This window comes from Cryobacterium sp. (assembly GCF_025463825.1).
Lineage (GTDB): Bacteria > Actinomycetota > Actinomycetes > Actinomycetales > Microbacteriaceae > Cryobacterium.
Genome location: NZ_JAODBG010000004.1, coordinates 22379 through 43860, shown reverse-complemented (window position 1 = coordinate 43860; position 21482 = coordinate 22379). Strand labels below are relative to the sequence as shown.

The following is a 21482-nucleotide window of genomic DNA, read 5'->3' as shown; positions in this document are numbered from 1 at the left end:
TCCTACCTAGCGTTGCCGGTCATGTGTTGTGCGGTACTTCTTAGTGCGAGTGGAACGTGCGGCTGATGACGTCCACCTGCTGCTCGCGGGTGAGGCGAACGAAGTTCACCGCGTAGCCGGAGACGCGAATGGTCAGCTGCGGGTAGTTCTCCGGGTGGAGCATGGCGTCTTCAAGGGTTTCCTTGTTGAGCACGTTGACGTTCAGGTGGTAACCGGTCGCGGACGTGAACGCGTCGAGCAGTCCGACCAGGCTGGTGATCTGCTCGTCCTTGGTGTGGCCGAGGCCGCTGGGCACAACGGTGTTGGTCAGCGAGATGCCGTCCTGCGCTTCTGCGAACGGCAGCTTGGCGACACTGAGTGCCGACGCGAGCATGCCGTGCGTGTCGCGGCCGTTCATCGGGTTGGCGCCCGGCGCGAACGGCTCGCCCTTGCGGCGGCCATCCGGCGTGTTGCCGGTGGCCTTGCCGTAGACCACGTTGGACGTGATCGTCAGGATCGACTGGGTGTGGATGGCTTCGCGGTAGGTCGGGTGCTTGCGGATCATTGTCATGAAGCGTTCCATGACGTCGATCGCGATCGCGTCGACCCGGTCGTCGTCGTTGCCGAAGGCGGGGTAGTCGCCCTCAACCGTGTAGTCGACAACCAGGCCGGTCTCGTCGCGCACCGGGCGGACCCTGGCGTACTTGATGGCGGAGAGGGAGTCGGCGACCACGCTCAGGCCGGCGATGCCGCAGGCCAGGGTGCGGATGATCTCCTTGTCGTGCAGTGCCATCTCGAGGCGCTCGTACGCATACTTGTCGTGCATGTAATGGATGCAGTTCAGAGCGGTGACGTAGGTCTCGGCGAGCCACTCGAGGGTCTCGAGGTAGGCCGGGAAGACGGCGTCGTAGGTGAGGACCTCTTCGGCGTTGGGCGTGCTGGCCGGGGCGATCTGCTTGCCGGACACCTCGTCGCGGCCGCCGTTGATCGAGTACAGCAGCGCCTTGACGGCGTTGACGCGGGCTCCGAAGAACTGCATCTGCTTGCCGACGCGCATCGGGGACACGCAACATGCGATCGCGGCGTCGTCACCCATCTCGTTGCGGATGAGGTCGTCGGACTCGTACTGGATGGCCGACGTGTCGATCGAGACCTGGGCGCAGAAGCGCTTGAAGCCCTCGGGCAGCTTGTCGCTCCACAGCACGGTCAGGTTCGGCTCGGGTGCGGGGCCCACGTTGTAGAGGGTCTGCAGGAAGCGGAACGCGGTCTTCGTGACCAGCGGGCGGCCGTCCTCCCCGATGCCGGCGAGCGACTCGGTGACCCAGGTGGGGTCGCCGGCGAAGATGTCGTCGTACTCGGGGGTGCGGAGGAACCGGACGATGCGCAGCTTGATCACCAGGTCGTCGATGAGCTCCTGGGCACCGGACTCGGTGAGGAGGCCGGCGCTCAGGTCGCGCTCGATGTAGGCGTCGAGGAACGCGGCGTTCCGGCCGAACGACATTGCTGCACCGTTCTGCTCCTTGACGGCCCCGAGGTACGCGAAGTACAGCCACTGAACGGCTTCCTTGGCGGTGGTGGCGGGCTTGGAGATGTCGGAGCCGTAGCTGGCGGCCATCTGCACGAGTTCTTTGAGGGCCCGGATCTGCTCCGAGTTCTCCTCGCGGGCACGGATGATGTCCTCGGTCGAGGGCTCCATGTCCAGCTCGGCGCGGTCGTTCTTCTTGCCGGCGATGAGGGCGTCGACACCGTACAGGGCAACGCGGCGGTAGTCACCGATGATGCGGCCGCGCCCGTAGGCATCCGGCAGGCCGGTGATCAGGTGGCTGCTGCGGGCACGGCGCACCCCGGGCGGGTAGACGTCGAAGACCGCGGTGTTGTGGGTCTTGCGGTAGTCGGTGAAGATTGTCTCGAGCTCGGGCGACACGGGGTAGCCGTAGGTCTCGAGGGAGGTGGCGACCATGCGCCAGCCGCCGAACGGCATGATCGCGCGCTTGAGCGGAGCATCCGTCTGGAGTCCGACGATGACCTCGTTGGCCTGGTCGATGTAGCCGGGCTTGTGCGCGGTGATGGACGACGGGGTGGTCGCGTCGATGTCGTAGACGCCCTTTTCGCGCTCGACCGGGAACATCGCGGACAGCTTGGCCCAGATGCCGGTGGTGCGCTCGGTGACGCCGGCGAGGAAGCTCGCGTCGCCGATGTACGGGGTGTAGTTGCGCTGGATGAAGTCGCGCAGGTTGATCGAGTCCTGCCACGGGCCGCTGACGAATTCGGCGGGGCCGTTTTCTGCGGGTCCGCGCTGGTCGCTTCTGATGCCATCTGTGACGGTCATATGGTGTGCTCTCCTTGTAGGATCGAGGCTTTCCCGCTAACTGGGTGTTCATCCCACCAGTCGGGCCATGAGAGCAGGACCACGAGGTCCCAGCTGGTGCCACGGTGCCGGTGGTTCGCCCTCTGTTTTGAACCCTACTCTTTGGCGTCGTCGGCAAACCGGGACCTTGGTCCCGTTCCCGCCTCCTCGTTGCGGGTGCCGTCCGACTCGATCGAGACCAGCTCGAATTGCCGCACGGGGCGCGCCGTCGTGGCCGCGCAGGTGCTCAGCAACGGCGGCGACATGGTCTCGCCGAGTCGCACCGTGACGGCATCGCCGGAGTGGCTGAAGGTCACGGTGTGCACCCCGTCCAATTCCGTCCAGGACAGGTACTCGAAGGCGTCGACATGGTTGTCGCCGAGCTCGTTCCTGGCGAAGGCGGCGGCGGCTTGCACGGCGTTGGGCAGGGAGCTCCGGCCGCGGAACCAGCGCGGCTCGATCAGGTCGTCCCGGTACGCGTCGACGACGCCGGGCGCGTCGGCGCCGGTGACCCGACCGTAGTAGAGCCCGTGCGGAAACAGGATCAGGGTGGCGGCGAAGCGGTCGCCGCCCAGGTGCGAGCATTCCCAGGTGGCCTGCGGATGCGCCCGGGCGAGCGCCGTGACGACGGGCCGGCCCCGCACGGCGCAGCACTGGTCGTGGCGGGCGTGGGTGCAGACGCAGATTACGGGGTCCGTGGAGGCGATCCCGGTGGATCCGTCCAGGGGCACCGTCAGGAGGTCGGCCGGGTCGGCGACCGAGCCCCAGTGCACGGATTCATGCCCGGGCCGGGCATCCACCGCGGCCCATCGCCAGGCCGACTGGCCGCGGCGCTGGTCGGCGGTACGTCCGGTGCGCCGAATGGCCAGCGGGCGGATGCCGGCGCTTTCGATCCGGGTGACCAGCCGACGACCGAGGGCCGGGTCGAGTTGCGACTGCAGGAAGGCGTGCGCGCCCCAGGCGCCGTCGATCTCGACGAGGAACCAGCGTTCTCCATAGCCGGCGGTTCCTTCGAGGGGATCGTCTCGTTCGATGGAACGGTCGCTGCAGGGCAACCAGCCCGGGGCCGGCGCGTCGTGCGCCTGGCCGCGGGAGCCGGTCACCGCACGACCAGAACGCCCTCGCGCACCAGGCGCCGGGCGACGACAAGAGCGGAGGCAGCATCCAGGCCGGGCAGGTCCCCGGCCCGTACGGTGTCGCCGGTGAGCACGGCGGTCAGGGCGTCCCTCGCCTCCGCGGGCAGGGTGATCGTCTTACCGGGCAGCACCAGCGCCACCAGGGAACCGGCGGCGACGACCGTGCCGTCCAGTCCGTGGCGGAGGCTCACGGTCGTGGCCTCGTGCAGCGACGCTGCGCTGTTCACCGCTGCCAACGGGGCGATCGGCTCCGGCCGGGTGGAGTCGCGCACCCGCCTGGCCAGCCGGCGGGCGACCAGGGTCGCCTGGCCGGGGTCGGCGGTGCTGAACCGGGCCAGGTCGGCGACCGCGTCGCCGACGAGGGCGGCTACCACTGCGGGGTCGGAGAAGTCGATCCCGAGCGGCAGCGCGCCGCGCAGGGTGTCGGCGGTTTCGGCCCGGGCCAGGACCTCCCGCAGCACGTCGTGGCGGGTGAGCGCGGCGACGCCGATGGTGAGGTGGATGGAGGTGCCGCCGAGCGCCGTCGCCGAGTGGATCCAGCCGCGGGGCAGGTAGAGCACGTCGCCGGGGCGGAAGGCCTCCTCGATCGCCGGTTCGTTCTGCGCCTCGCGCTCGACCGCGGCCCGGTGGTCGTCCCACGGCTGGCTGCGGAGCGGGTTCGGGTGTACGGGTGGGTGGATGCGCCAGGTCTTCTCCCCGGCGATTTGGATCACAAAGACGTCGTGTACGTCGTAGTGCGGGTCGAAGCCGCGCGCCGAAGCGGGCGTGATGTACGCGTTCACCTGCACCGGATGCCCGAGGTCTGCCACGAGTTGCCGGGTGAACTCGGCCAGCGGCGCCCAGGTGCGGTGCAGTCCCTGCAGCACCAGGGTCGCTCCACCGGCGAATTCGTCGAGCACTTTGTCGGCGCTGACCTGGTCGGCGATCTCGGCGCCGTAGCCACCCGGTGCCGTGAAGCGGGTGGGGTTCAGCACCGAACCCTCATTGGCCATCCGTACGAAGGGAGTGCGCAGGCCGCGCCGGGTGACGAGTTCGTCGACGGCGTCGGCCGTGAAGAGGTCGGCGAAGCCGCCGGACAGGGTGGCCGCCCGGGCGAACAACGCCCGGCTCCCCCAGTAGTCGGTCGCGAAGTCCGCCGGCGCGACAGCCAGCAGGCGGGCGAGCGCGGGTCGGTCAGCCGACCCGCGCTCGTCGCCCCGCATCAGGCGGATCCGTCGGCGCCGCCGTCATGCCCTTCGGGATTCGCGCCGCCGTCGGCGACGCCTTCCTCCGACGCCGAGCCATCGGCTCCGCCGTCGTGGCCCTGGGGGTTGGCGCCGCCGTCAGCGGTACCCTCGCCGTCACCGGCGGTGCCGTCCGCGCCGCCGTCGTGGCCCTCGGGGTTGGCGCCGCCGTCAGCGGTGCCCTCGTTCGGATCCACGCCGGATGTGGTGATGTCGTCATCGTTGATGCTCACTGCGAACCTCCGTAGCCGTTGCCAGGCGTCGGCTGACGCCTACTGGCGATAGTACGGTGCCGAGGTCGAAATGTCAGTGCTGCTGGGGACTCTGGCCGCAGAACTGTTCCCGCTGCGGACTTCTGCACCCGGTGTGCCGGGACCAGTTGACCGTTTCGGGAACAGTTGGTCCGGCGAGACGGGCCGGGAGGCGGCTCCGCTAGAGCTTCTTGCCGGGGTTGAGGATGGAGTGCGGGTCGAAGGCCGCTTTCACCCGGCGCTGGAGGTCGCGCAGTACCGGGCCGAGCTCGTCGTCGAGGTGCGCACGCTTGAGCACACCGATGCCGTGCTCGCCAGAGGCCGAGCCGTCCAGCGAGATGGCCAGGGCGATCACCCGCGCGAACGCCGCGTGTGCCGCGTCGATCTCGGCCGGCACCGCGGGGTCGTAGCCGATCACCGGGTGCAGATTGCCGTCACCGATGTGGCCGCCGGTGCTGATCGGCACGCCGAGCTCCATCGCGATCTCGGCGAGGCCGAGCAGCAGGGCGCTCAGCTGGGAACGGGGCACCGTCACATCCTCGTTGAGGGCTCCGCCGCGCACGGCCTGCACGGCCGGATGCAGCAGGCGCCGCGCGCTCATCAGCTGCTCGAGCGCCGCCGGGTCGTGCGCGATCGTCACGGCGCCCGCTCCACCGGCCCACAACACCTCGGCGTAGGCCTCGACATCGTCGTGGGCCCGGCCGATCTCGTCGGACTGAACCAGGAGCAGCGCACTCGCCCCGGCCGGCAGGGCCGAGTCCGGGTCGAAGGCGTTGATCGCGGCGATGCAGGCGCCGTCGAGGAATTCGAGCACGCTCGGCCGGCGGGCGCCGGCGACGATCGCGTTGGCGGCGGCCAGGGCATCCGCGGTGGTGGCGAAGGTGGCCGAGACCCCGGACGGGCTGGCGGGCTTGGGCAGCAGGCCCACGGTGATCTCGGTGATGACGCCCAGGGTGCCCTCCGACCCCACGAGCAGCGCGGTGAGGTTGTAACCGGCGACGCCCTTGATGGTTCGCTGGCCGGTGTGCACGATCGACCCGTCTGCGAGCACCACGGTGAGCTGGCGCACGAAGTTGCCGGTGACGCCGTACTTCACGCAGAGCATGCCGCCCGCATTGGTGGCCACGTTGCCGCCGATGGTGGAGGCGCGCCAGGAGCCGGGGTCGGGCGGGTAGAAAAGGTCCACGGCCTCGGCCGCCCTGGCCAGGGCTATGGTGCGCACGCCGGCCTGCACGGTCGCCGTCTGGTTGGCCGAGTCGATGGCAAGGATCTTTTTGAGCCGGGTGGTGCTCAGCACGATGGCGCCGTCGATGGCGTTCGCGCCACCGGCCAGGCCGGTGCGGGCGCCCTGCGGCACGACCGGGATGCGGTGGGCGGCCGCTATGGTGACCACCGCGGCGACCTCCTCGGTGCTGGCCGGGAACACCACGGCCAGCGGCTCCCCGCTCAGGGTACCTTCGGACTGGTCGCGCCGGTTGCCCTCAGCGCGCGCTCCCGTGGCGATCTGCGCGCCAGAGAGAACGGCGGCGAGCTCGTCGAGAACGATGGAGGTGACGTCGGTCATGGTCATGAATACCCCTGCTGGACATGCGCCCGGTCGGGCGTCTCATCGACGCGAGCGACTTCTGCAATTGCGCCTTGGCCATAATCCTATGCAGCTGATTTTCGGCTGACCGGCTGTTCGGCCCACTTGCCCGCGGCTTCCGCGTCACCGGGGCCGATTTACATATCGCACCCCGGCCGGGCGCGCTAGGGGCGTAGTGCGGGCATTCCGGCCGCGTGGTGATGCTGGAAGGAACGGTCGGGGGGCGATGCGGCCTCACACTCCGAGAGCCGCGCGCAGGATCCAGGCGTTCCGCACGGCGTTGCCGCCGCCGTCGTTGTTGAAGTACGCGAACACCTCCCGGCCGTCCGCCTGCCATTCCCGGATGCGGTCCGCCCACCAGTGCAGGTCCGCGTCGGAATACGACCCGCCGTACAGGTACTCGTTGTCGGGGCCGTGCAGCCGCAGGTACACGAATGGCGCCGTGGCCCGCAACAGGCAGGGCAGCCCCGCCCCGCTCATCACGCAATAGGCGGCGCCGTGCCGCTCGAGAAGCGCGAGGACCTCGTCGACGTGCCAGCTCGGGTGCCGGAACTCCACCGCCACCCGGATCCAGCAAGGCAGGGACGAGAGGAAGAAGTCCAGCCGGGCGTCATCCCGCTCGTGGCCGGGAGCCAGCTGCACCAGCAGGATGGCGCGACGATCCGCGAGTTCATGCCAGCCGGCGCCGATCCGGTCGGCCCAGACCTCCGGGCCGTAGAGCTTCTTCGCGTGGGTGAGGCCGCGGGGAGCCTTCGCGGACATCAGGAACCCGGTTGGCAGCCGCTGCCGCCAGCCGGCGAACGTGGCCGGCCGGGGCCACCGGTAGAAGCTGGCGTTGAGTTCCACAGTGTCGAAGTTCGCGACGTACGTGGCCAGCCGTTTCGCGGCGGGCAGGCCGGCGGGATACAGCACGTTCTCCCAGTGGTCGTAGCTCCACCCGGAGGTGCCGATATGGATCGATGTGCTCATGGAGCCCAATACTGGCCCGCACCCGGAAATTTCGCCGCGACATGCGCACATGTTTCCTGGTGGAAACACGAGATCGGTAGGCTGTGAATCCGCTGGCCACGCGGTTGGCCGGGGCACGTGCACCACACGGACACCAGGGGGAACGGATGACCGACGACGCACGGCGCTCAGATCGCGCCCGCATCGCTCGCCCGCGGCGCCGCACCCGCACCCGGGTGATCACCGTTGCCGGCCTGCTCGCCGTCGTCCTGGCCGTCGTGCTCGGCGTCCGGGCACTCTCCCTGGCAGCGGCCCAGGACCGGTACGACGCCGCGGCGGCCGCCTTCCGTGCCGAGCAGAACGCTGCGGTGCAGACCGTCACCGACGGCGAAAGCGCCCTCGACGCCGCCATCGCCACCCTCGAGACCAGCGCCGGCAAGGTGCTCACCGAGCAGCCGCGCACCGATCTCGCCGCTGCGATCGACACAGCGACCAGCACGCTGAGCGCGGCCGCCCAGGAGCTCAGCGCTGCCGAGACGACGGCGGATGCGTCGGTCGTCACCAGCACCCTGTTCGAGTCGGGCGCCGGCGTCCGCGACAGCGCCCAGGCACTGTCGGCGGTGGACTTCGCGGCCGCGGCCGGTGTCGACGGCATCGCCACCGACCTGGCCGCCCCGGTTGCGGCCGTCGGCCAGGCGATGGCAGAGTGGCAGGCCGAACAGGATCGCATCCTCGCGGCGCGGTACACCAACAACGTGCACGCCATCGGCTGGAACCCCGAACTCGACCAGTGCATCGGGTCCGTCGACGTGACCGCGCACTATGACAACGTGCCCACCATCGCCGAGCACTGGTCGTGCGGCGGCAAGGACTTCCCGGACGACGCCGGCACCATCATCACCCTCACCGGCGTGCACGCCGGCACCTACCGGGTGGACGGCATCGTGGCCATGCTCAGCGCCTCCCGGCACGGCACCGCCGATGTCCCGCGCGGCTACGACCTGCTCTACCAGACCTGCCAGAACGGCCAGTCGGCCACGATGTCGTTCACCGCTCTGACCCGGCTTCCCTGACCCGCGGCTCCCGGTCGGCGCACTGGTGCCCGTGCGGACAATTGCGTCCGGCACACCGGGCGCAATTGTCCGTTACGGGAACAGCTGGCGGTGACGGGCGGATGGCTAGGAGGTGCTGGCCTGCGGGAGCAGGTCGGTGGCGACCAGGTCGATGCTCCGCTCCCAGAGCGCCGTCGCGAGGCCGGCATCCGCGGCCTGGCTGTTGGCGGACTGCACCGTGCGCTTCTCGTAGTACTCGCCGGACTGCCAGTCGACGCCGGCGGTCGTGCCGGCCAGCCAGACCAGGGTGTCGGCGCCCTTCTCCGGGCTGATCAGCATCCGTTTGAGGGCGGACTGGTAGACCAGCCGCATGATGCTCGTCGAGCCGGTGGAGAAGCTGGTGGCGACGACGCCGGGGTGGAACGCAGCGGTCACGATGCCGCGGCCGTGGTACCGGCGGTGCAGCTCGCGGGTGAAGAGGATGTTGGCCAGCTTCGCGTCACCGTAGGCCTTGTTGGGCGAGTACTTGCGCTCGTTGCCGAGGTCGTCGAGATTGAGCCGGCCGAACCGGTTGGCGGCGCTCGAGGTGTTGATCACCGACGCCCGGCTCTCGACGAGGCGGTCCACCAGCAGGGTCGTGAGCAGGAACGGGGCCAGGTGGTTCACCTGGAAGGTCTTCTCGTGGCCGTCCTCGGTGAGTTCCCTGGCGCCCATGATGCCCCCGGCGTTGTTGGCCAGCACCTCGATCCGCGGGTAGCGGCGCAGCAGCTGGGCGGCCAGTGCGCGCACGTCGGCCAGGCGGGTGAAGTCGGCGATGACGTGGTCCGCACCCAGTTCGGCGGCAATCGCCTCGGTCTTCTGCGGCGAGCGCCCGACGATGACCACCCGGTCGCCGGATACGCTGAGCGCCCGTGCGGCCGCCGCACCGATGCCGTCGCTGGCCCCGGTGATCACTATTGTTCGCTCGCTCATTCGACGCTCTTCCACTCTGGCCGGATCGGTGCGGATCCCGCGCGTTTTGGCGAGGCATCGTCGGCTCGCGGTGTCTGCACTCTACTCGGCGGGACCGGTGACCCCACGCTGGGCGGTGGATGGTGCCGACGGCAACGCGATTGAACCTTTGATGCATTTATCAATCCATTTCAGCAGTACGCTGGAGGAATGCAGTCCTCCGCCGCCTCCCCCGCCCGTCCTGCCGGCCTCTCGGCGGTCGAGCGCGCCTACGTCCACGTGGCCGACGCGATCATCTCCGGCGACCTGGCCGCGAGCGCCCTCATCACCGAGGGCGATGTCGCCCAGACCCTGGGCCTGAGCCGCACGCCCGTTCGCGAAGCGTTCCTGTCCCTGGAGTCGGCCGGCCTGCTCCGGCTCTTCCCCAAGAAGGGCGCCGTGGTCACGGCTATCGACGACCTGGAGACCGCGGAGCTGTTGCAGGTGCGCGCGCTTCTGGAAACCAAGGCCGTGCAGGTGCTCGGCGAGCGCCCGCAGCGGCTGGAGTCCGTCGACGTCGAGCTGCGTGCACTGATCCAGGCGCAGGCGGATGCCGCCTCGGCCGGCGACCTGCTGGCCTACGCCCGAGCCGACCACCGGTTCCACTCCCGCATCGTGGACGAGTCCGGCAACCGGGTCATCGACGACATCTACGCCCGGCTCGGCCCTCGGCTGGAGCGCCTGGTGCACCGGGTCGCCGTGCGGGACCCCGACAACATCGTCCGGCTCATCGATGAGCACCGGGAACTGGCCGGTCACTTACGGGCCGGCGACACCGCCGCCTATGACGCGGCGCTCCGCCTGCACCTGGAGTCCGGCCACCGCGTGACCCGGCCGCTCTGAGCCGGCCGGCCCTCGCACGCGCACTGCACCGCACCGCACCGCACTCCCACACTCATCCCCCAGCCGCTCTGCCAACCGGAAGCCCCATGTCCCCCCGCATTCCCCGCACCGCACGCGCCATCCCCCCGTGGCAGCATGCCGCACCCGCCCTCTTCGTCATGGCCTGGGGCGGCAACCACTTCACCCCACTGCTGCACATGTACGAGACGCTGGGTCATTACTCCACCGTCACCGCCGACCTCTTCCTGGGCTTCTACGTCGTCGGGCTCGTCCCCGGGCTCCTGCTGGCCGGCGCGCTCTCCGACCGGTACGGCCGCAAGCCCCTGGTGATCATCGGGGTCCTCGGCGGCATCGTCGCCAGTACCCTGCTCGGCCTCGGGTTCTCCAGCGAGATCATCATCTGCCTGGGCCGGTTCCTCGCCGGGCTCAGCGTCGGCGTGGCGATGTCCGTCGGCACGGCCTGGCTCAAGGAACTCTCCAGCGCCCCATTCGACCTGATCGCCCGCCCCACGGCCGGCGCCCGCCGCCCCGCGCTCACCCTCACCGTCGGATTCGGCCTGGGCGCCGGCGTCTCCGGGGTGCTCGCCCAGTGGGGTCCGCTGCCCACCCTGCTCCCCTACGCCGTACACATCCTGCTGAGCCTGCTCGTGCTGCCCGCCCTGCTCCACGCGCCAGAGACCGTGCGCCGCGGCCGCGTGCACCAGTCGTTGTGGCTCGACCTGCGGGCCCCCCTCGCCGGGCACCGCCGGTTCCGGCGCGTGGTGCTGCCCACGGCGCCGTGGGTGTTCGGCGCCGCCGGCATCGCCTACGCCATGATGCCCAAGCTCGTTGAGGGTCGGCTCGGCGAACTCAACCTCGCCTTCGCCACTCTGCTGACCGTGGTCACCCTGGGCACCGGGGCAATCGTGCAGCCGCAGGTCTCGCGCCTCAACTCAATCACCCGCGGACGCGCCCTCCTGGTGGGCATGGGCCTCATGGTCGCCGGCGTGCTGAGCGCCGTCGCCACCTCCGTCATCCTCTCCCCCGTGCTGGCCCTCGTCACCGGCATCGTGCTCGGCGCCGCCTACGGCATCACCGTCGTGGCCGGCCTCGTGGAGATTCAGCGCATCGCCACCCCCACCGACCTGGCCGGCATCGCCGGGGTCTACTACAGCCTCACTTACGCGGGCTTCCTGCTGCCCGTCGCATTCGCCACCCTGCACGACTTCGCGAGCTACCCCCTGATGCTCTCCCTCCTCGCGGCGGCCTGCGCCGGCTGCCTGGCCCTGACCGCGGTGGGTCTCCGCCGCGCCTGAGGTGCGCCTCACGCACGGTCACAACCTGCGGCACATCGCGTTCCTATGGCTTGGACCGGGATGCGCCCGCGCGGTTCTCCTTCGCCTCCCGCAGCAGGACCAACGGCAGCAGCAGCGCCGCCAGGGCCGTGACCAGCCAGACGACCAGCGCCGCGAGGATCCAGGTCTGCCAACCCTCGATGGTGAGACCGCCGGGGAACAGCGACGCGATCCAGAGGGCCACGACGGTCGACAGCAGCCCGATCCCGCCCAGGAAGGCCGGCGCACCGCGAGCGACCACTTTGGCCAGCAACGGCGAGAGCACGCTCTGGGCGATCGCGAAGACCACCACGGCGGTGAGGAACCCACTCGGCGTGATGGTGAGGTCGTCCAACACCAGCGAGGCCACCCACAAGCCCAGCGCCGCCGAGAGCAGAAAGATCAGCGCGCGCAGCAGGATGCGAATCATGCCGCGATGGTAGCGCCCCTGCGCTCCTCCGTCACCCCGCGTCTCGCGGGGCCCACGCTCGCGGCACGCGACAGTGCTCGCGGCACGTGAAAGTGCTCGCGGCACGTGATATTTCGCGCATTAACGCGTGCCGTGAGCATTTTGACGAGCCACCGTGAGCATCAGCGCCAGCACCACCGCGAAACGGCCGGCCTGTAGGGGGCCGGCCGTTTCGGGAGCGGTGCTGCTCGTTCCTAGCGCACCCGGGCGCATCCGTCAGCGAGGGCCGCCGCCCCCTGCGCCGCCGCCGCCCATGGTTCCCGTCGCGGCCACACCCGCCGTGACGGTGGTGGCGTTCGTGGCCGTGGCGTAGTCGCCGTCGCTGTAGACGCCGTCCGCGATCTCGCCGGAGGCCGCGCCGCCCACGTAGACCGTGTAGGTCTCGCCGTCGACCAGTTCGTCGGAGGAGAAGACCACCGACTGGAAGTCCTTGACGGACTCGAAGGCCATCACCACGTCACCGGCGCCGTCGACCAGCTGAACCGTGGTTCCGGCGGACTCCACGGCGTCGAGGGCGATCGCCACGAAGGTCTGCTCCGACCCGGCCTCGGGTGACACGGCCATTCCGGCGCTGCCGGCAGCCAGGAGGGTTCCCCCGGTGACGGTGACGGTGCCGTTCACGTCGAGGGCGCCGTTCCCGCTGTTGGTCGGCCCGTTCACGACGAGGATGCCGCCGCTCATGGTCGCTGACCCGTTGGAGTCGAAGCCGTCGCCGTCCGCGTCGATCACGGTGGTCCCGCCGGTGATGGTGATGGTCTCACCGCCGTCGGAGTCCATACCACCGCCATCGCCGCCTTGAGGCATCTCGCCCTCGGCCGGTGCTCCACCGGCGGCGGTGTCATCGGTCGTCGAACCGGCAGCCGCGGTGTCGGTCGTGGTCGAGCCGCTGGAGGCGTTGAGGCCGTCGTCGCTGGCGGTGACCGAGACGGTTCCGCCGCCGATGCTGATGGCCGCGCTTTCCAGGCCCTCGTCCGACGTCGTCACCGTGACGCTGCCACCGATGATGTCCAGCGCCAGGTCGGCGTGCACGCCGTCGTCTCCGGCGGCGAGGGTCACCTCGCCGGAGGCCACCCGCACCGTGCCGTCCGAGTGCAGGGCGTCATCCGCCGCATCGACGGCGAGAGTGCCGCCGTCGATGACGGTGACCGTCCCCGACTTCACGCCCTTCGCGGAGAGGTCTTCGGCGACCGTGGCGGTGTTGCCGCCGCCGGCTTCGACGGTGACGTCGGCGCCGGAGAGCACGATGTCGGTGAAGGCCTGCAGGCCGTCGCCGGTGGCGGTCACGTCGACGGTGCCGCCGGTGAGGGCGATGTAGCCGCGGGTGCGGTCTTCCTCGTTGTCGGACTTGAGGCCGTCGCCGCCCGCGGTCACCGTGACGGTGCCGCCGTCCACGACGAGGTAGTCCGTGCCGCGGATGCCGTCGTCCGCGGCGGTGACCGTGATGGTGCCGGAGTTGATTACCAGGCCGTCGGCGCTGGTGATGCCGTCGTTGCCGTTTCCGGTCACGTCGAGTGACCCGGTGCCGGTGATGGTGAGGGCGGCGGCGCTGTACAGCGCGGCGTTCGCCTCGGCGTCCTCGCCGTAGCTGTCGGTGTCGGCCAGCGTGTTCGTCGATCCGTCGGCGAGCACGATCATCGCTTCGTCGGCCTCGGAGACGACGAGGGCGGCGCCGCTCGAGTTGGTGACCTCGACGCCGTTGAGGATCAGGCGCACGGTGCCCTCGCCGGAGGAGGCGACGACGATCTGGCCGTCGTCGAGGGTGCCGCTGAGTTCATAGGTGCCGGCCGCGGTGATGGTCACGGTGCTGCCGGAGATCGTGACAGCGTCGCTGCCTGTCGAGGTGCTGTCGACCGAGACGCTGTCGCCGGCCAGGCTGACCGCCACCACGTCGGCGTCATCCCACTGGTAGTCGGCCTCGTCGTCGTGGGTCTCCTGGTTGGCGGCGAGCACCTCGGCGGCGGTGGCCGACTCGTCCACGACGACCGCGGCGGTGTCGGCGGATGTCGCGCTGCCGTCCGTACTGGCGGCGACGGCGGTGCAGCCGGTCAGCAGGGCCGCCGTGACGAGGAACGGCAGCACCCGGTAGGTGCAGGCCGTGACTCCGAAGCGGCGCGTGCCACCGGCGGGATCGGAGGGGTTTGGGGGCGAATTCTTCATGGGGTATTTCCAATCGATGGGGTGTCGGTCACGACAAAATGGGTGGCCACCGGAGGCGGCGGAGGTTGGCTAGCGGAAGTAGCGGCGCAGGACCGGTGCCCACTTGTTGGCGGGCAGGTCACGGCGGAGGGCGGCCATGCCGGTGCCGTACTTGGACATGGTGGCTGGACGGTGGCCGTGCGCCCAGAGAATCCGGTCGACGGCGGATGCCCGCGAGCCCGATTTCGTCTCCACGATCGCCAGCTGGGGCCGGTCCAGCCGCAACGGCAGCGCATCCGCCCGAACCGCCGGCCGGTCGGGAACGGTGGCCCAGGACAGGCCGGTGTCGATGGTGGCCCGGCTGCTGGACTCCGGGATGAACAGGGTCGTGCGCAGGTACCGGGTGGTCAGGGTCGGGACCAGGTCCTGCCCCTCTGCGCCGGTGATGTCGGCCTCGTCGAGCACAGTGTCGGTGTAGCGGCGGCCCTCGGTGGTGAGGGTGGCCCGGTCGTCCAGCGCGTAGGGCAGCCGATCCTTGACGGTCACGCCCCGGCCGCCGCGGGTCTTCACCTCGAGGTAGCTCTGGGCGGAGTCCACGTAGGTGCGGGTGCGGATCTTGAACCGGCGCCGGCGCGGATGCGCCGCCATCAGGAAGCTGGTGAGCTCCGGGGTGTCGAAGTACACGGACTCGTACGCGCTGGAGCGCACCCCGTTGATGTCGAGCACCCGCACGCCGGGGTCCAGGTCGGCCAGGACCGCGTCAAGGGCGCTCCGCGGCAGCACGTACTTGCGGTCGATGCGGGTGAGCAGGCTGGCCCGATCGGTGAGCTCAGCCAGGTCGACGGTGTCCAGGCCGGCCAGCGGCACGTCGAGCACCACCCCCGCGGGCACGGCAGCAGCGGACGGGGCGAGGGCGCTCAACCTCGCGCCTCCTGCAGCACGGTCGCGCCGGTGATGCCTGTCGTGCGGACGGGTGCCGGCGTCGGGGTGCGGGAGCGCCCTGCGCCCACCTGGTACCGCACGTCGACGAGGGTGGTGTCGTTCACCAGGTCGAGGCTGCGCACGTGCACGCCGTGCACGCGGGCGGCGAGGAGCCCTTCGAGGTGGGCGACGAGTTCGGTCTCGCCGGGGAACGCGGCATCCAGCACCACGGTCTGCTGCCGGTAGCTGCGGAACAGGCGGGGGCTGTCGCCGAAGAACACGACGGCGATGATCAGGGCCATCAGCACGACGGTGAGCACGGTCGGCTCGGCGCTGAGACCGGCGAGCAGGCCCATGGCGAGGGCCGCGAAGTAGTAGGCCACCTCGTGCTGTTCGATCTCACTGGAGCGCAGGCGGATGATCGACAGCACGCCGAAGAGGCCGAGGCCCAGGCCCACACCTACGGTGCTGGACGCCAGCACCTGGGCCACCGCGAGCACGCCCACGTTCACGATGAGGTACGCGACCACCAGGTCACGGCGCCGGTGGCGCGGAAAATACAGCCCGAACGTGAGCAGGCTGATGAAGAGCAGATCGATCAGGATGATCGCGGCCTGCAGCATGGTGTCCTCCAAATGAACAATCGGCAACGTAACGATGTCCATCCAGCCCGAGGACTCTATGAGTCGGCTATGGAGGAATTATGAGCCGTAGATGAGTCGTCTCAGGCGGCGTCGCGGCACATCGGTCTCGCACTGTCGGGCCCGCTGGAGTAAACTTCGAACATACGTTCTAACGAGGTGTTGCCATGACTCTGATCAATGAAACCGTCGCCGTGTGGATGTCACCGGCCGGTCAACCCGTGCGCCTGGTCTGGCGATCCCGCCGGTTCCGGGTGACCGACACCCCCACGCCGCTGACGTCGTCGCTGACCCTGCCCGACGAGGTGCTGCAATTCCTGACCCATCCGCCCAAGCCCGTTGCCGCGTGGCGGTGCCAGGGCACGGCCGAGGACGGCACCTCCCTGGTCTTCGACATCCAGCACGATGACGGTCAGGGCCGGTGGCAGTTGCTGCGCGCCTACGACTGAACGGCCGCATTACGCGGGCCGGAGAGCGGCGCTAGGCCCCTTGCGAACAGGGAGGAATCGTGAACGAGAATCCGAACAACAACGAGAGCCCGCTGGCCGGCGGCCGGCAGAACGGCCACCGGCCCCCCAGCCAGTGGGAGGCCCGGATCACCTTCCTGAGGAGTCGCGCCGCGGTCGCCAGGGCCGAGGTCACCGCGATCGAAGCGCTGCACCGCAACCCGGAAGATCTGGAGGACCAGCTCATGAACGCCTCCCCCGACGAGGTGGCGATGGCCGAGGCCGTCGAGCACCGGATCAGCGAGCGCGTGATAGCCGCCCGGCAGGTGGCAGACGCCGCCGAAGCCGACTACGAGCGGGCCGTCCTGGACGGACCGGACCTGCAGCTGGATGACACCATCTGAGGGGAGCGGGTCTACGTGGTCACCCGGCTCAGCGTCGGCCAGTCTCCGACGGTCCTCACCTCGGCGTCCTTGATACGGTGCACCGTCTTGAGGAAGGTGTCCGGGTTGAGGGAAATCGAATCGATACCCTGACCCACGAGGAACTCCGCGAAGTCCGGGTAGTTGCTCGGCCCCTGCCCGCAGATGCCGATCTTGATGCCGGCCGCGTGCGCCTTGTCGATCGCCTCGCTGATCATCCGGGTGACGGCCTCGTTGCGCTCGTCGAACAGCGCGGCGAGGTCGCCGGAGTCCCGGTCGACGCCGAGCACCAGCTGGGTGAGGTCGTTCGACCCGATGGAGAAGCCGTCGAAGCGGGCGGCGAACTGCTCCGCGAGGATGACGTTGGCCGGGATTTCGCACATCATGTAGACCTGCAGACCGTTCTCGCCCCGCACCAGGCCGTTCTCGGCCATCACCTCGAGCACCCTGTCGGCCTCCGTCGTCGTGCGGCAGAACGGCACCATGACGATCACGTTGCTGAAGCCGATCTGCTCGCGCACCCGCTTGAGCGCCCGGCACTCCAGGGCGAAACCCTCGGCATACTTCGGGTCGTAGTACCGGGATGCTCCGCGGAAGCCGAGCATCGGATTCTCCTCCGGCTGCTCGAAGACGGCGCCCCCCACGAGGCGCGCGTACTCGTTGGACTTGAAGTCGCTGAGCCTGACGATCACGGGATTCGGGTGGTACGGCGCGCCCAGCTTCGCGATGCCCAGCGCCAGGGTCTGAACGAAATATTCCGCCAGGTCGTCGTAGCCGCGGGTGAGCTCGGCCATCTGCCGGAGCACGGCCGGGGCGGTGATGCGCTCGGGGTGCACGAGCGCCATCGGGTGGATCTTGACGAGGTTGGTGATGATGAACTCCATCCGCGCCAGCCCCACCCCCGCCGTGGGCAGCCGCCACCACTCGAACGCTGCGGCCGGGGAGGCGATGTTCACCATCACCTGGGTGCGGGTGTGCGGCACCGCGCCCAGGTCGATCTCCTCGGTCTCGGCCGCGAGGATACCGGCGTAGACGAATCCCTCGTCGCCCCCGGCGCAAGAGATCGTGACCGGAGCGTTCTCGGTGAGCACCTCGGTGGCGATGCGCGTGCCGACCACCGCGGGCACGCCGAGTTCCCGGCTGACGATGGCGGCGTGGCTGGTGGGTCCGCCGTGATCCGTGATGATCCCCGCGGCCCGGCTCATGATCGGCACCCAGTCGGGGTCGGTCATCTCGGTGACCAGGATGGCGCCGTCCCGGAAGTTCTCGATGTCGGCGGGGCCGCGGATGACGCAGGCCGTGCCCGAGGCGATGCTGTCACCGATGGCCACGCCGGTCAGCATGATCGGACCGGCCTCGGTGAGGCGGCTCACGGTGAAGCGAGTCAGGCTCTTCTGCGAGTGCACGGTCTCCGGCCGCGCCTGCACGAGGAACAGCTCGCCGGTCAGGCCGTCCTTGGCCCATTCCATGTCCATCGCCCGGCCGTAGTGGTCCTCGACGATCTGCGCCCACCGGCCCAGCTGCACGATCTCGGCGTTGCTGAGCACGAACGCCCGGCGTTCCCGCTCCGGGGTGTCGATGACCCGGGTGCGTGCGCTGCCACCCTCGGCGTAGATCATCTTGCGTTCCTTCCGGCCCAGGGCCTTCTCGATGATCGGCTCGCAGTCCGGTTCAGCGAGGAGGGCCTTGAAGACCAGGTATTTGTCGGGGTCGACGGCGCCCTGCACCACCGTTTCGCCCAGGCCCCAGGCCGCGCTGATGACGGCGGCACCGGGGAACCCGGTATCGGTGTCGATGGAGAACATCACCCCCGAGCCGGCCAGGTCGCTACGCACCATCCGCTGCACCCCGATCGACAGGGCCACGTCGAGGTGGTCGAACTGCTTCACCTCGCGGTAGCTGATCGCCCGGTCGGTGAACAGGGAGGCGTAACAGCGCCGGCAAGCCTCGAGCAGGTCGCGCTCACCGCTCACGTTGAGGAAGGTCTCCTGCTGGCCGGCGAAGCTGGCGTCCGGCAGGTCTTCGGCTGTCGCGCTGCTCCGCACGGCCACCGGCAGGTCGGCTTCGCCGGCCTGGGACGCAAGGGTGCGATACGACTCCCGGATGTCGTTGATCAGGTCGGCGGGGAACTCGCCCGCAAGGAACGCCTCCCGCACGGCCTGCCCGGTCTGGCGCAGCGACGCGAAGCCGGCGTGGTAGCTGTCGAGCCGGTCCCGGATGACATCCGCCAGAGCATTCGCGGTGACGAAGGTGCGGTAGGCGTCGGCCGTGGTCGCAAAGCCATCCGGAACCCGCACGCCGCGGCCGGTGAGGGCGCGCACCATCTCTCCCAAGGAGGCATTCTTGCCGCCCACCCGGGCCATGTCGGTCAGGCCCAAGCTGTTGAACCAGGCCACGCTCTGAGCACGCATGAGTCCTCCCGAATTCGTCCACGACGGTTGCCCCGGTATCTCCACAGCGGCAACCTACTGCTCTGCAGCGGATGCGGCTAGGCGGGGGCCGGTTGAGCGGGGCCGGGCGGTGCAGGCTGGGCGGTGCAGGCTGGGCGGTGCAGGCTGGGCGGGGATGGCGCACCCGGCGAGCCGGCCGGTCGCACGGGCCGGATCGATTATCGTCGAAGGATGACCGACGCGCCACCGCCTGCCCTCCCCCCGGTGTCCCTCCGCCGGGTTCGCGAGACCGACACCACCCGGTTGCTCGAGTTGAACAGCGCCGCCGTTCCGGCCGTCAACGACCTGGACACCGACCGACTCGGGGCGATCCTCGCGGAGGCGCACAGCGCCATCGCCGTCGTGGCGGACACCGAACCGAACACCGTGCTCGGCTTCGCGATCCTCTTCGCGGCCGGCGCCGACTACGACAGCGAGAACTACCGCTGGTTCTCCGGCAGGTCGGCCGACTTCCTGTACCTGGACCGCATCGTCGTGGCACCCGAGCATCGGGGCCTCGGCCTGGGCGCGCTGCTGTACTCCGCGGTCTTCGACGCCGCGCGGACGATCAGCGCCGCCGTGGTGTTCTGCGAGGTGAACCTGCAGCCGCCCACCCCGGGATCGCTCGCCTTCCATGACCGCCTCGGTTTCACCGAGGTCGGCCAGCAGTCCACCAAGAACGACACCGTCGTCGTTTCGCTGTTGAGCGCCGACGTCGCCGAGGCCCGGTCGGCGCCCCCGGAGTAGCAGGTCCGGCTACGCTGAGCGACATGAAGCACGCCAGGGCCGGCACGGCCATCGACCTTCCTCCCAAGCTGGACCGGTGGGTGGCCGAGCAGCGCTGGTTCGCCGGCAAGGGCCACAGCCCGGTGCTGCGGAGCATCGGCCAGTTCTCCCTCCCCACCGGCGAGGCCGGCGTGCGCATCGCCTGCCATCTGGTGCTCGACACGGCCAGCAGGTTCGCCACGATCTACCAGTTGCCCGTGACCGAGCGGGCCGGGCCCCTGGCCGGCGTCGAGTCCGCCCCCGGGGTGGGGGCACCCGACAGCGCCGCACCGGCCGCGCTCATCGCCCGGACCACCGGCGGCGACGGCCGACCCCGCTATCTGTACGACGCAGTGCACGACCCGGCCTACGCCGCCGCGCTGCTCGGCTTCATCCTCGCCAGCGGCACGATCCGCGCCCAGGCGCCGACGGGTATGGCCGCCTCCGGCGAAGTCGCGCCGGGCACCCCCGCTCCGGCTGGGATGACGGTGGTGGCCAGCCGCGTCCTCCGCGGCGAGCAGTCCAATACGTCGATCATCCTCGACGTCGTCGACCCGGACGGCCGACCCGGCCGGCCCATCATCGTCAAGGTGTTCAGGGTGGTCGCCGACGGCCAGAACCCTGATGTCTCCGTGCAATCCGCCCTCGCCCGCGTCGGGTCCCGGTTCGTGCCGGAGCCGGTCGGGGCGGTCTGGGGCGAATGGCAGAGCCCCACTGCTCCCGCCCGCGTCGGCGGCCACCTGGCCTTCGCGCAGGAGTTCCTCCCCGGTGTCGACGACGCCTGGCGCGTTGCCTTGCACGCCGCGAAGGCCGGGATCGACTTCAGCGCCCGGGCGCACGCCCTCGGCGTGGCGACGGCCGCCGTGCACCGCGACCTGGCCAGGGCCTTCCCGACCCACGATTCCACTCCCGACGTCGTGAACCAGCTGTGCTCGAGCATGCGGGAGCGCTACCGGCTGGCGGCGCGGGAGGTCCCCGAGCTGGCCCGGCATCGAGACGCCGTCGTCGGTGTCTTCGCCAGGGCCCAGGCGGCCCAGTGGCCGCGGTTGCAGCGCATCCATGGCGACTACCACCTCGGCCAGGTGCTGGACGTGCCCGGTCGCGGCTGGGTGCTCATCGACTTCGAGGGCGAACCGCTCCGCCCGCTGGCCGAGCGGACCCTGCCGGACATCCCGCTGCGGGACGTGGCCGGCATGCTGCGGTCGTTCTCCTACGTGGGCGCCACGATCGCCCAGGGCAACCCGGCCGCGGAGCCCGCCGCCCAGGCCTGGCGTCGGTGCGCGCGGGCGGCCTTCCTCGAGGGCTACCACGCCCAGGCCGGCACGTCCCCGGCCGGTCAGGAGGCGCTGCTGGCCGCGTTCGAGCTCGACAAGGCCATCTACGAAAGCGTCTACGAGTCCCGCAACCGGCCGTCCTGGCTGCCGATCCCACTGCGGGCCGTGCAGCGCCTCGTGGAAGAGGCCGCCGTGCTGCCGCTGCCCCCCGTCCCCCTCAACGCGGATGCGTCCGCCGAGGCGCACGCCGCCGCGCACGCATCCGCCACGCGCCGCAAGCGCTGACCGCGACCTGCCCCGTCGCGGACGGCA

General features: G+C 70.1%; 19 protein-coding genes. 7 read left to right on the top strand and 12 right to left on the bottom strand.

Annotated features, from left to right (window positions below; translation table 11 throughout):
* Positions 1-40: 40 nt before the first annotated feature.
* The 6 genes from pflB to JWP54_RS00420 form a co-directional block, all read right to left on the bottom strand.
* On the bottom strand, positions 41-2308 hold the full coding sequence (gene pflB / locus JWP54_RS00445; RefSeq protein WP_297366216.1) for a formate C-acetyltransferase: 2268 nt from the start codon (positions 2306-2308) through the stop codon (positions 41-43).
* Between the two features lie 134 nt (positions 2309-2442).
* A complete protein-coding gene (locus tag JWP54_RS00440) occupies positions 2443-3429 on the bottom strand; it encodes a sucrase ferredoxin (RefSeq protein WP_297366215.1) in 987 nt (328 codons plus the stop codon).
* Positions 3426-4664 carry a cupin domain-containing protein gene (locus JWP54_RS00435; protein WP_297366214.1) on the bottom strand — a complete coding sequence of 413 codons (1239 nt, stop codon included), beginning with the start codon at positions 4662-4664 and terminating at the stop codon, positions 3426-3428. Before JWP54_RS00435 ends, JWP54_RS00440 begins: the two co-directional genes overlap by 4 nt.
* The gene (locus JWP54_RS00430) at positions 4664-4918 is read right to left on the bottom strand and encodes a BatC protein (protein ID WP_297366213.1); all 255 of its coding nucleotides are present in this window, start codon (positions 4916-4918) and stop codon (positions 4664-4666) included. The genes JWP54_RS00435 and JWP54_RS00430 overlap by 1 nt, the downstream gene beginning before the upstream one ends.
* A gap of 199 nt (positions 4919-5117) precedes the next feature.
* The gene (locus JWP54_RS00425) at positions 5118-6506 is read right to left on the bottom strand and encodes an FAD-linked oxidase C-terminal domain-containing protein (protein ID WP_297366212.1); all 1389 of its coding nucleotides are present in this window, start codon (positions 6504-6506) and stop codon (positions 5118-5120) included.
* 249 nt (positions 6507-6755) lie between these two features.
* On the bottom strand, positions 6756-7490 hold the full coding sequence (locus JWP54_RS00420) for a DUF72 domain-containing protein (RefSeq protein WP_297366211.1): 735 nt from the start codon (positions 7488-7490) through the stop codon (positions 6756-6758).
* A gap of 146 nt (positions 7491-7636) precedes the next feature.
* On the opposite strand from JWP54_RS00420, the gene JWP54_RS00415 reads away from it, so the two are divergent.
* Complete coding sequence (locus JWP54_RS00415; protein WP_297366210.1) at positions 7637-8542, top strand: hypothetical protein; 906 nt, start codon at positions 7637-7639, stop codon at positions 8540-8542.
* 105 nt (positions 8543-8647) lie between these two features.
* Here the strand turns inward: JWP54_RS00415 and JWP54_RS00410 are convergent, their stop codons facing one another.
* Positions 8648-9493 (bottom strand): SDR family NAD(P)-dependent oxidoreductase, encoded by an 846-nt coding sequence (locus tag JWP54_RS00410; protein WP_297366209.1) that lies wholly within the window; start codon positions 9491-9493, stop codon positions 8648-8650.
* A gap of 189 nt (positions 9494-9682) precedes the next feature.
* Between JWP54_RS00410 and JWP54_RS00405 the strand changes: the two genes are divergently transcribed.
* Positions 9683-10354 carry a GntR family transcriptional regulator gene (locus JWP54_RS00405; protein ID WP_297366208.1) on the top strand — a complete coding sequence of 224 codons (672 nt, stop codon included), beginning with the start codon at positions 9683-9685 and terminating at the stop codon, positions 10352-10354.
* 86 nt (positions 10355-10440) lie between these two features.
* A complete protein-coding gene (locus JWP54_RS00400; RefSeq protein ID WP_297366207.1) occupies positions 10441-11649 on the top strand; it encodes an MFS transporter in 1209 nt (402 codons plus the stop codon).
* A gap of 43 nt (positions 11650-11692) precedes the next feature.
* Here JWP54_RS00400 and JWP54_RS00395 read toward each other — a convergent pair whose 3' ends face one another.
* The 4 genes from JWP54_RS00395 to JWP54_RS00380 form a co-directional block, all read right to left on the bottom strand.
* Positions 11693-12097 carry a phage holin family protein gene (locus JWP54_RS00395; protein WP_297366206.1) on the bottom strand — a complete coding sequence of 135 codons (405 nt, stop codon included), beginning with the start codon at positions 12095-12097 and terminating at the stop codon, positions 11693-11695.
* 255 nt (positions 12098-12352) lie between these two features.
* Positions 12353-14293: a carbohydrate-binding domain-containing protein gene (locus JWP54_RS00390; RefSeq protein ID WP_297366205.1), complete on the bottom strand. Its 1941-nt coding sequence runs from the start codon at positions 14291-14293 to the stop codon at positions 12353-12355.
* 69 nt (positions 14294-14362) lie between these two features.
* On the bottom strand, positions 14363-15193 hold the full coding sequence (locus tag JWP54_RS00385) for a polyphosphate polymerase domain-containing protein (protein ID WP_297366204.1): 831 nt from the start codon (positions 15191-15193) through the stop codon (positions 14363-14365).
* Positions 15190-15816, bottom strand: a complete 627-nt coding sequence (locus tag JWP54_RS00380; protein WP_297366225.1) for a DUF4956 domain-containing protein — start codon at positions 15814-15816, stop codon at positions 15190-15192. Before JWP54_RS00380 ends, JWP54_RS00385 begins: the two co-directional genes overlap by 4 nt.
* Before the next feature lie 185 nt (positions 15817-16001).
* On the opposite strand from JWP54_RS00380, the gene JWP54_RS00375 reads away from it, so the two are divergent.
* Together JWP54_RS00375 and JWP54_RS00370 are read left to right on the top strand one after the other, a co-directional pair.
* Positions 16002-16283 (top strand): hypothetical protein, encoded by a 282-nt coding sequence (locus JWP54_RS00375; RefSeq protein WP_297366203.1) that lies wholly within the window; start codon positions 16002-16004, stop codon positions 16281-16283.
* Positions 16284-16342: 59 nt separating this feature from the next.
* Positions 16343-16684 carry a hypothetical protein gene (locus JWP54_RS00370; protein ID WP_297366202.1) on the top strand — a complete coding sequence of 114 codons (342 nt, stop codon included), beginning with the start codon at positions 16343-16345 and terminating at the stop codon, positions 16682-16684.
* An 11-nt stretch (positions 16685-16695) separates the two neighbouring features.
* On the opposite strand, the gene ppsA is transcribed toward JWP54_RS00370, so the two are convergent.
* Positions 16696-19113 (bottom strand): phosphoenolpyruvate synthase, encoded by a 2418-nt coding sequence (ppsA, locus tag JWP54_RS00365; RefSeq protein ID WP_297366201.1) that lies wholly within the window; start codon positions 19111-19113, stop codon positions 16696-16698.
* Between the two features lie 210 nt (positions 19114-19323).
* Between ppsA and JWP54_RS00360 the strand changes: the two genes are divergently transcribed.
* Positions 19324-19878, top strand: coding sequence for a GNAT family N-acetyltransferase (locus JWP54_RS00360; RefSeq protein WP_297366200.1), 555 nt, complete (start codon positions 19324-19326; stop codon positions 19876-19878).
* Between the two features lie 23 nt (positions 19879-19901).
* Positions 19902-21455 carry a phosphotransferase gene (locus JWP54_RS00355; RefSeq protein WP_297366199.1) on the top strand — a complete coding sequence of 518 codons (1554 nt, stop codon included), beginning with the start codon at positions 19902-19904 and terminating at the stop codon, positions 21453-21455.
* Positions 21456-21482: the final 27 nt, after the last annotated feature.

Coding starts and splice junctions, on each gene's coding strand:
- pflB (WP_297366216.1), bottom strand. CDS start 2,308: ATGACCGTCACAGATGGCATCAGAAGCGACCAGCGCGGACCCGCAGAA.
- JWP54_RS00435 (WP_297366214.1), bottom strand. CDS start 4,664: ATGCGGGGCGACGAGCGCGGGTCGGCTGACCGACCCGCGCTCGCCCGC.
- JWP54_RS00425 (WP_297366212.1), bottom strand. CDS start 6,506: ATGACCATGACCGACGTCACCTCCATCGTTCTCGACGAGCTCGCCGCC.
- JWP54_RS00420 (WP_297366211.1), bottom strand. CDS start 7,490: ATGAGCACATCGATCCATATCGGCACCTCCGGGTGGAGCTACGACCAC.
- JWP54_RS00415 (WP_297366210.1), top strand. CDS start 7,637: ATGACCGACGACGCACGGCGCTCAGATCGCGCCCGCATCGCTCGCCCG.
- JWP54_RS00410 (WP_297366209.1), bottom strand. CDS start 9,493: ATGAGCGAGCGAACAATAGTGATCACCGGGGCCAGCGACGGCATCGGT.
- JWP54_RS00405 (WP_297366208.1), top strand. CDS start 9,683: ATGCAGTCCTCCGCCGCCTCCCCCGCCCGTCCTGCCGGCCTCTCGGCG.
- JWP54_RS00400 (WP_297366207.1), top strand. CDS start 10,441: ATGTCCCCCCGCATTCCCCGCACCGCACGCGCCATCCCCCCGTGGCAG.
- JWP54_RS00395 (WP_297366206.1), bottom strand. CDS start 12,097: ATGATTCGCATCCTGCTGCGCGCGCTGATCTTTCTGCTCTCGGCGGCG.
- JWP54_RS00390 (WP_297366205.1), bottom strand. CDS start 14,293: ATGAAGAATTCGCCCCCAAACCCCTCCGATCCCGCCGGTGGCACGCGC.
- JWP54_RS00380 (WP_297366225.1), bottom strand. CDS start 15,816: ATGCTGCAGGCCGCGATCATCCTGATCGATCTGCTCTTCATCAGCCTG.
- JWP54_RS00375 (WP_297366203.1), top strand. CDS start 16,002: ATGACTCTGATCAATGAAACCGTCGCCGTGTGGATGTCACCGGCCGGT.
- ppsA (WP_297366201.1), bottom strand. CDS start 19,113: ATGCGTGCTCAGAGCGTGGCCTGGTTCAACAGCTTGGGCCTGACCGAC.
- JWP54_RS00360 (WP_297366200.1), top strand. CDS start 19,324: ATGACCGACGCGCCACCGCCTGCCCTCCCCCCGGTGTCCCTCCGCCGG.
- JWP54_RS00355 (WP_297366199.1), top strand. CDS start 19,902: ATGAAGCACGCCAGGGCCGGCACGGCCATCGACCTTCCTCCCAAGCTG.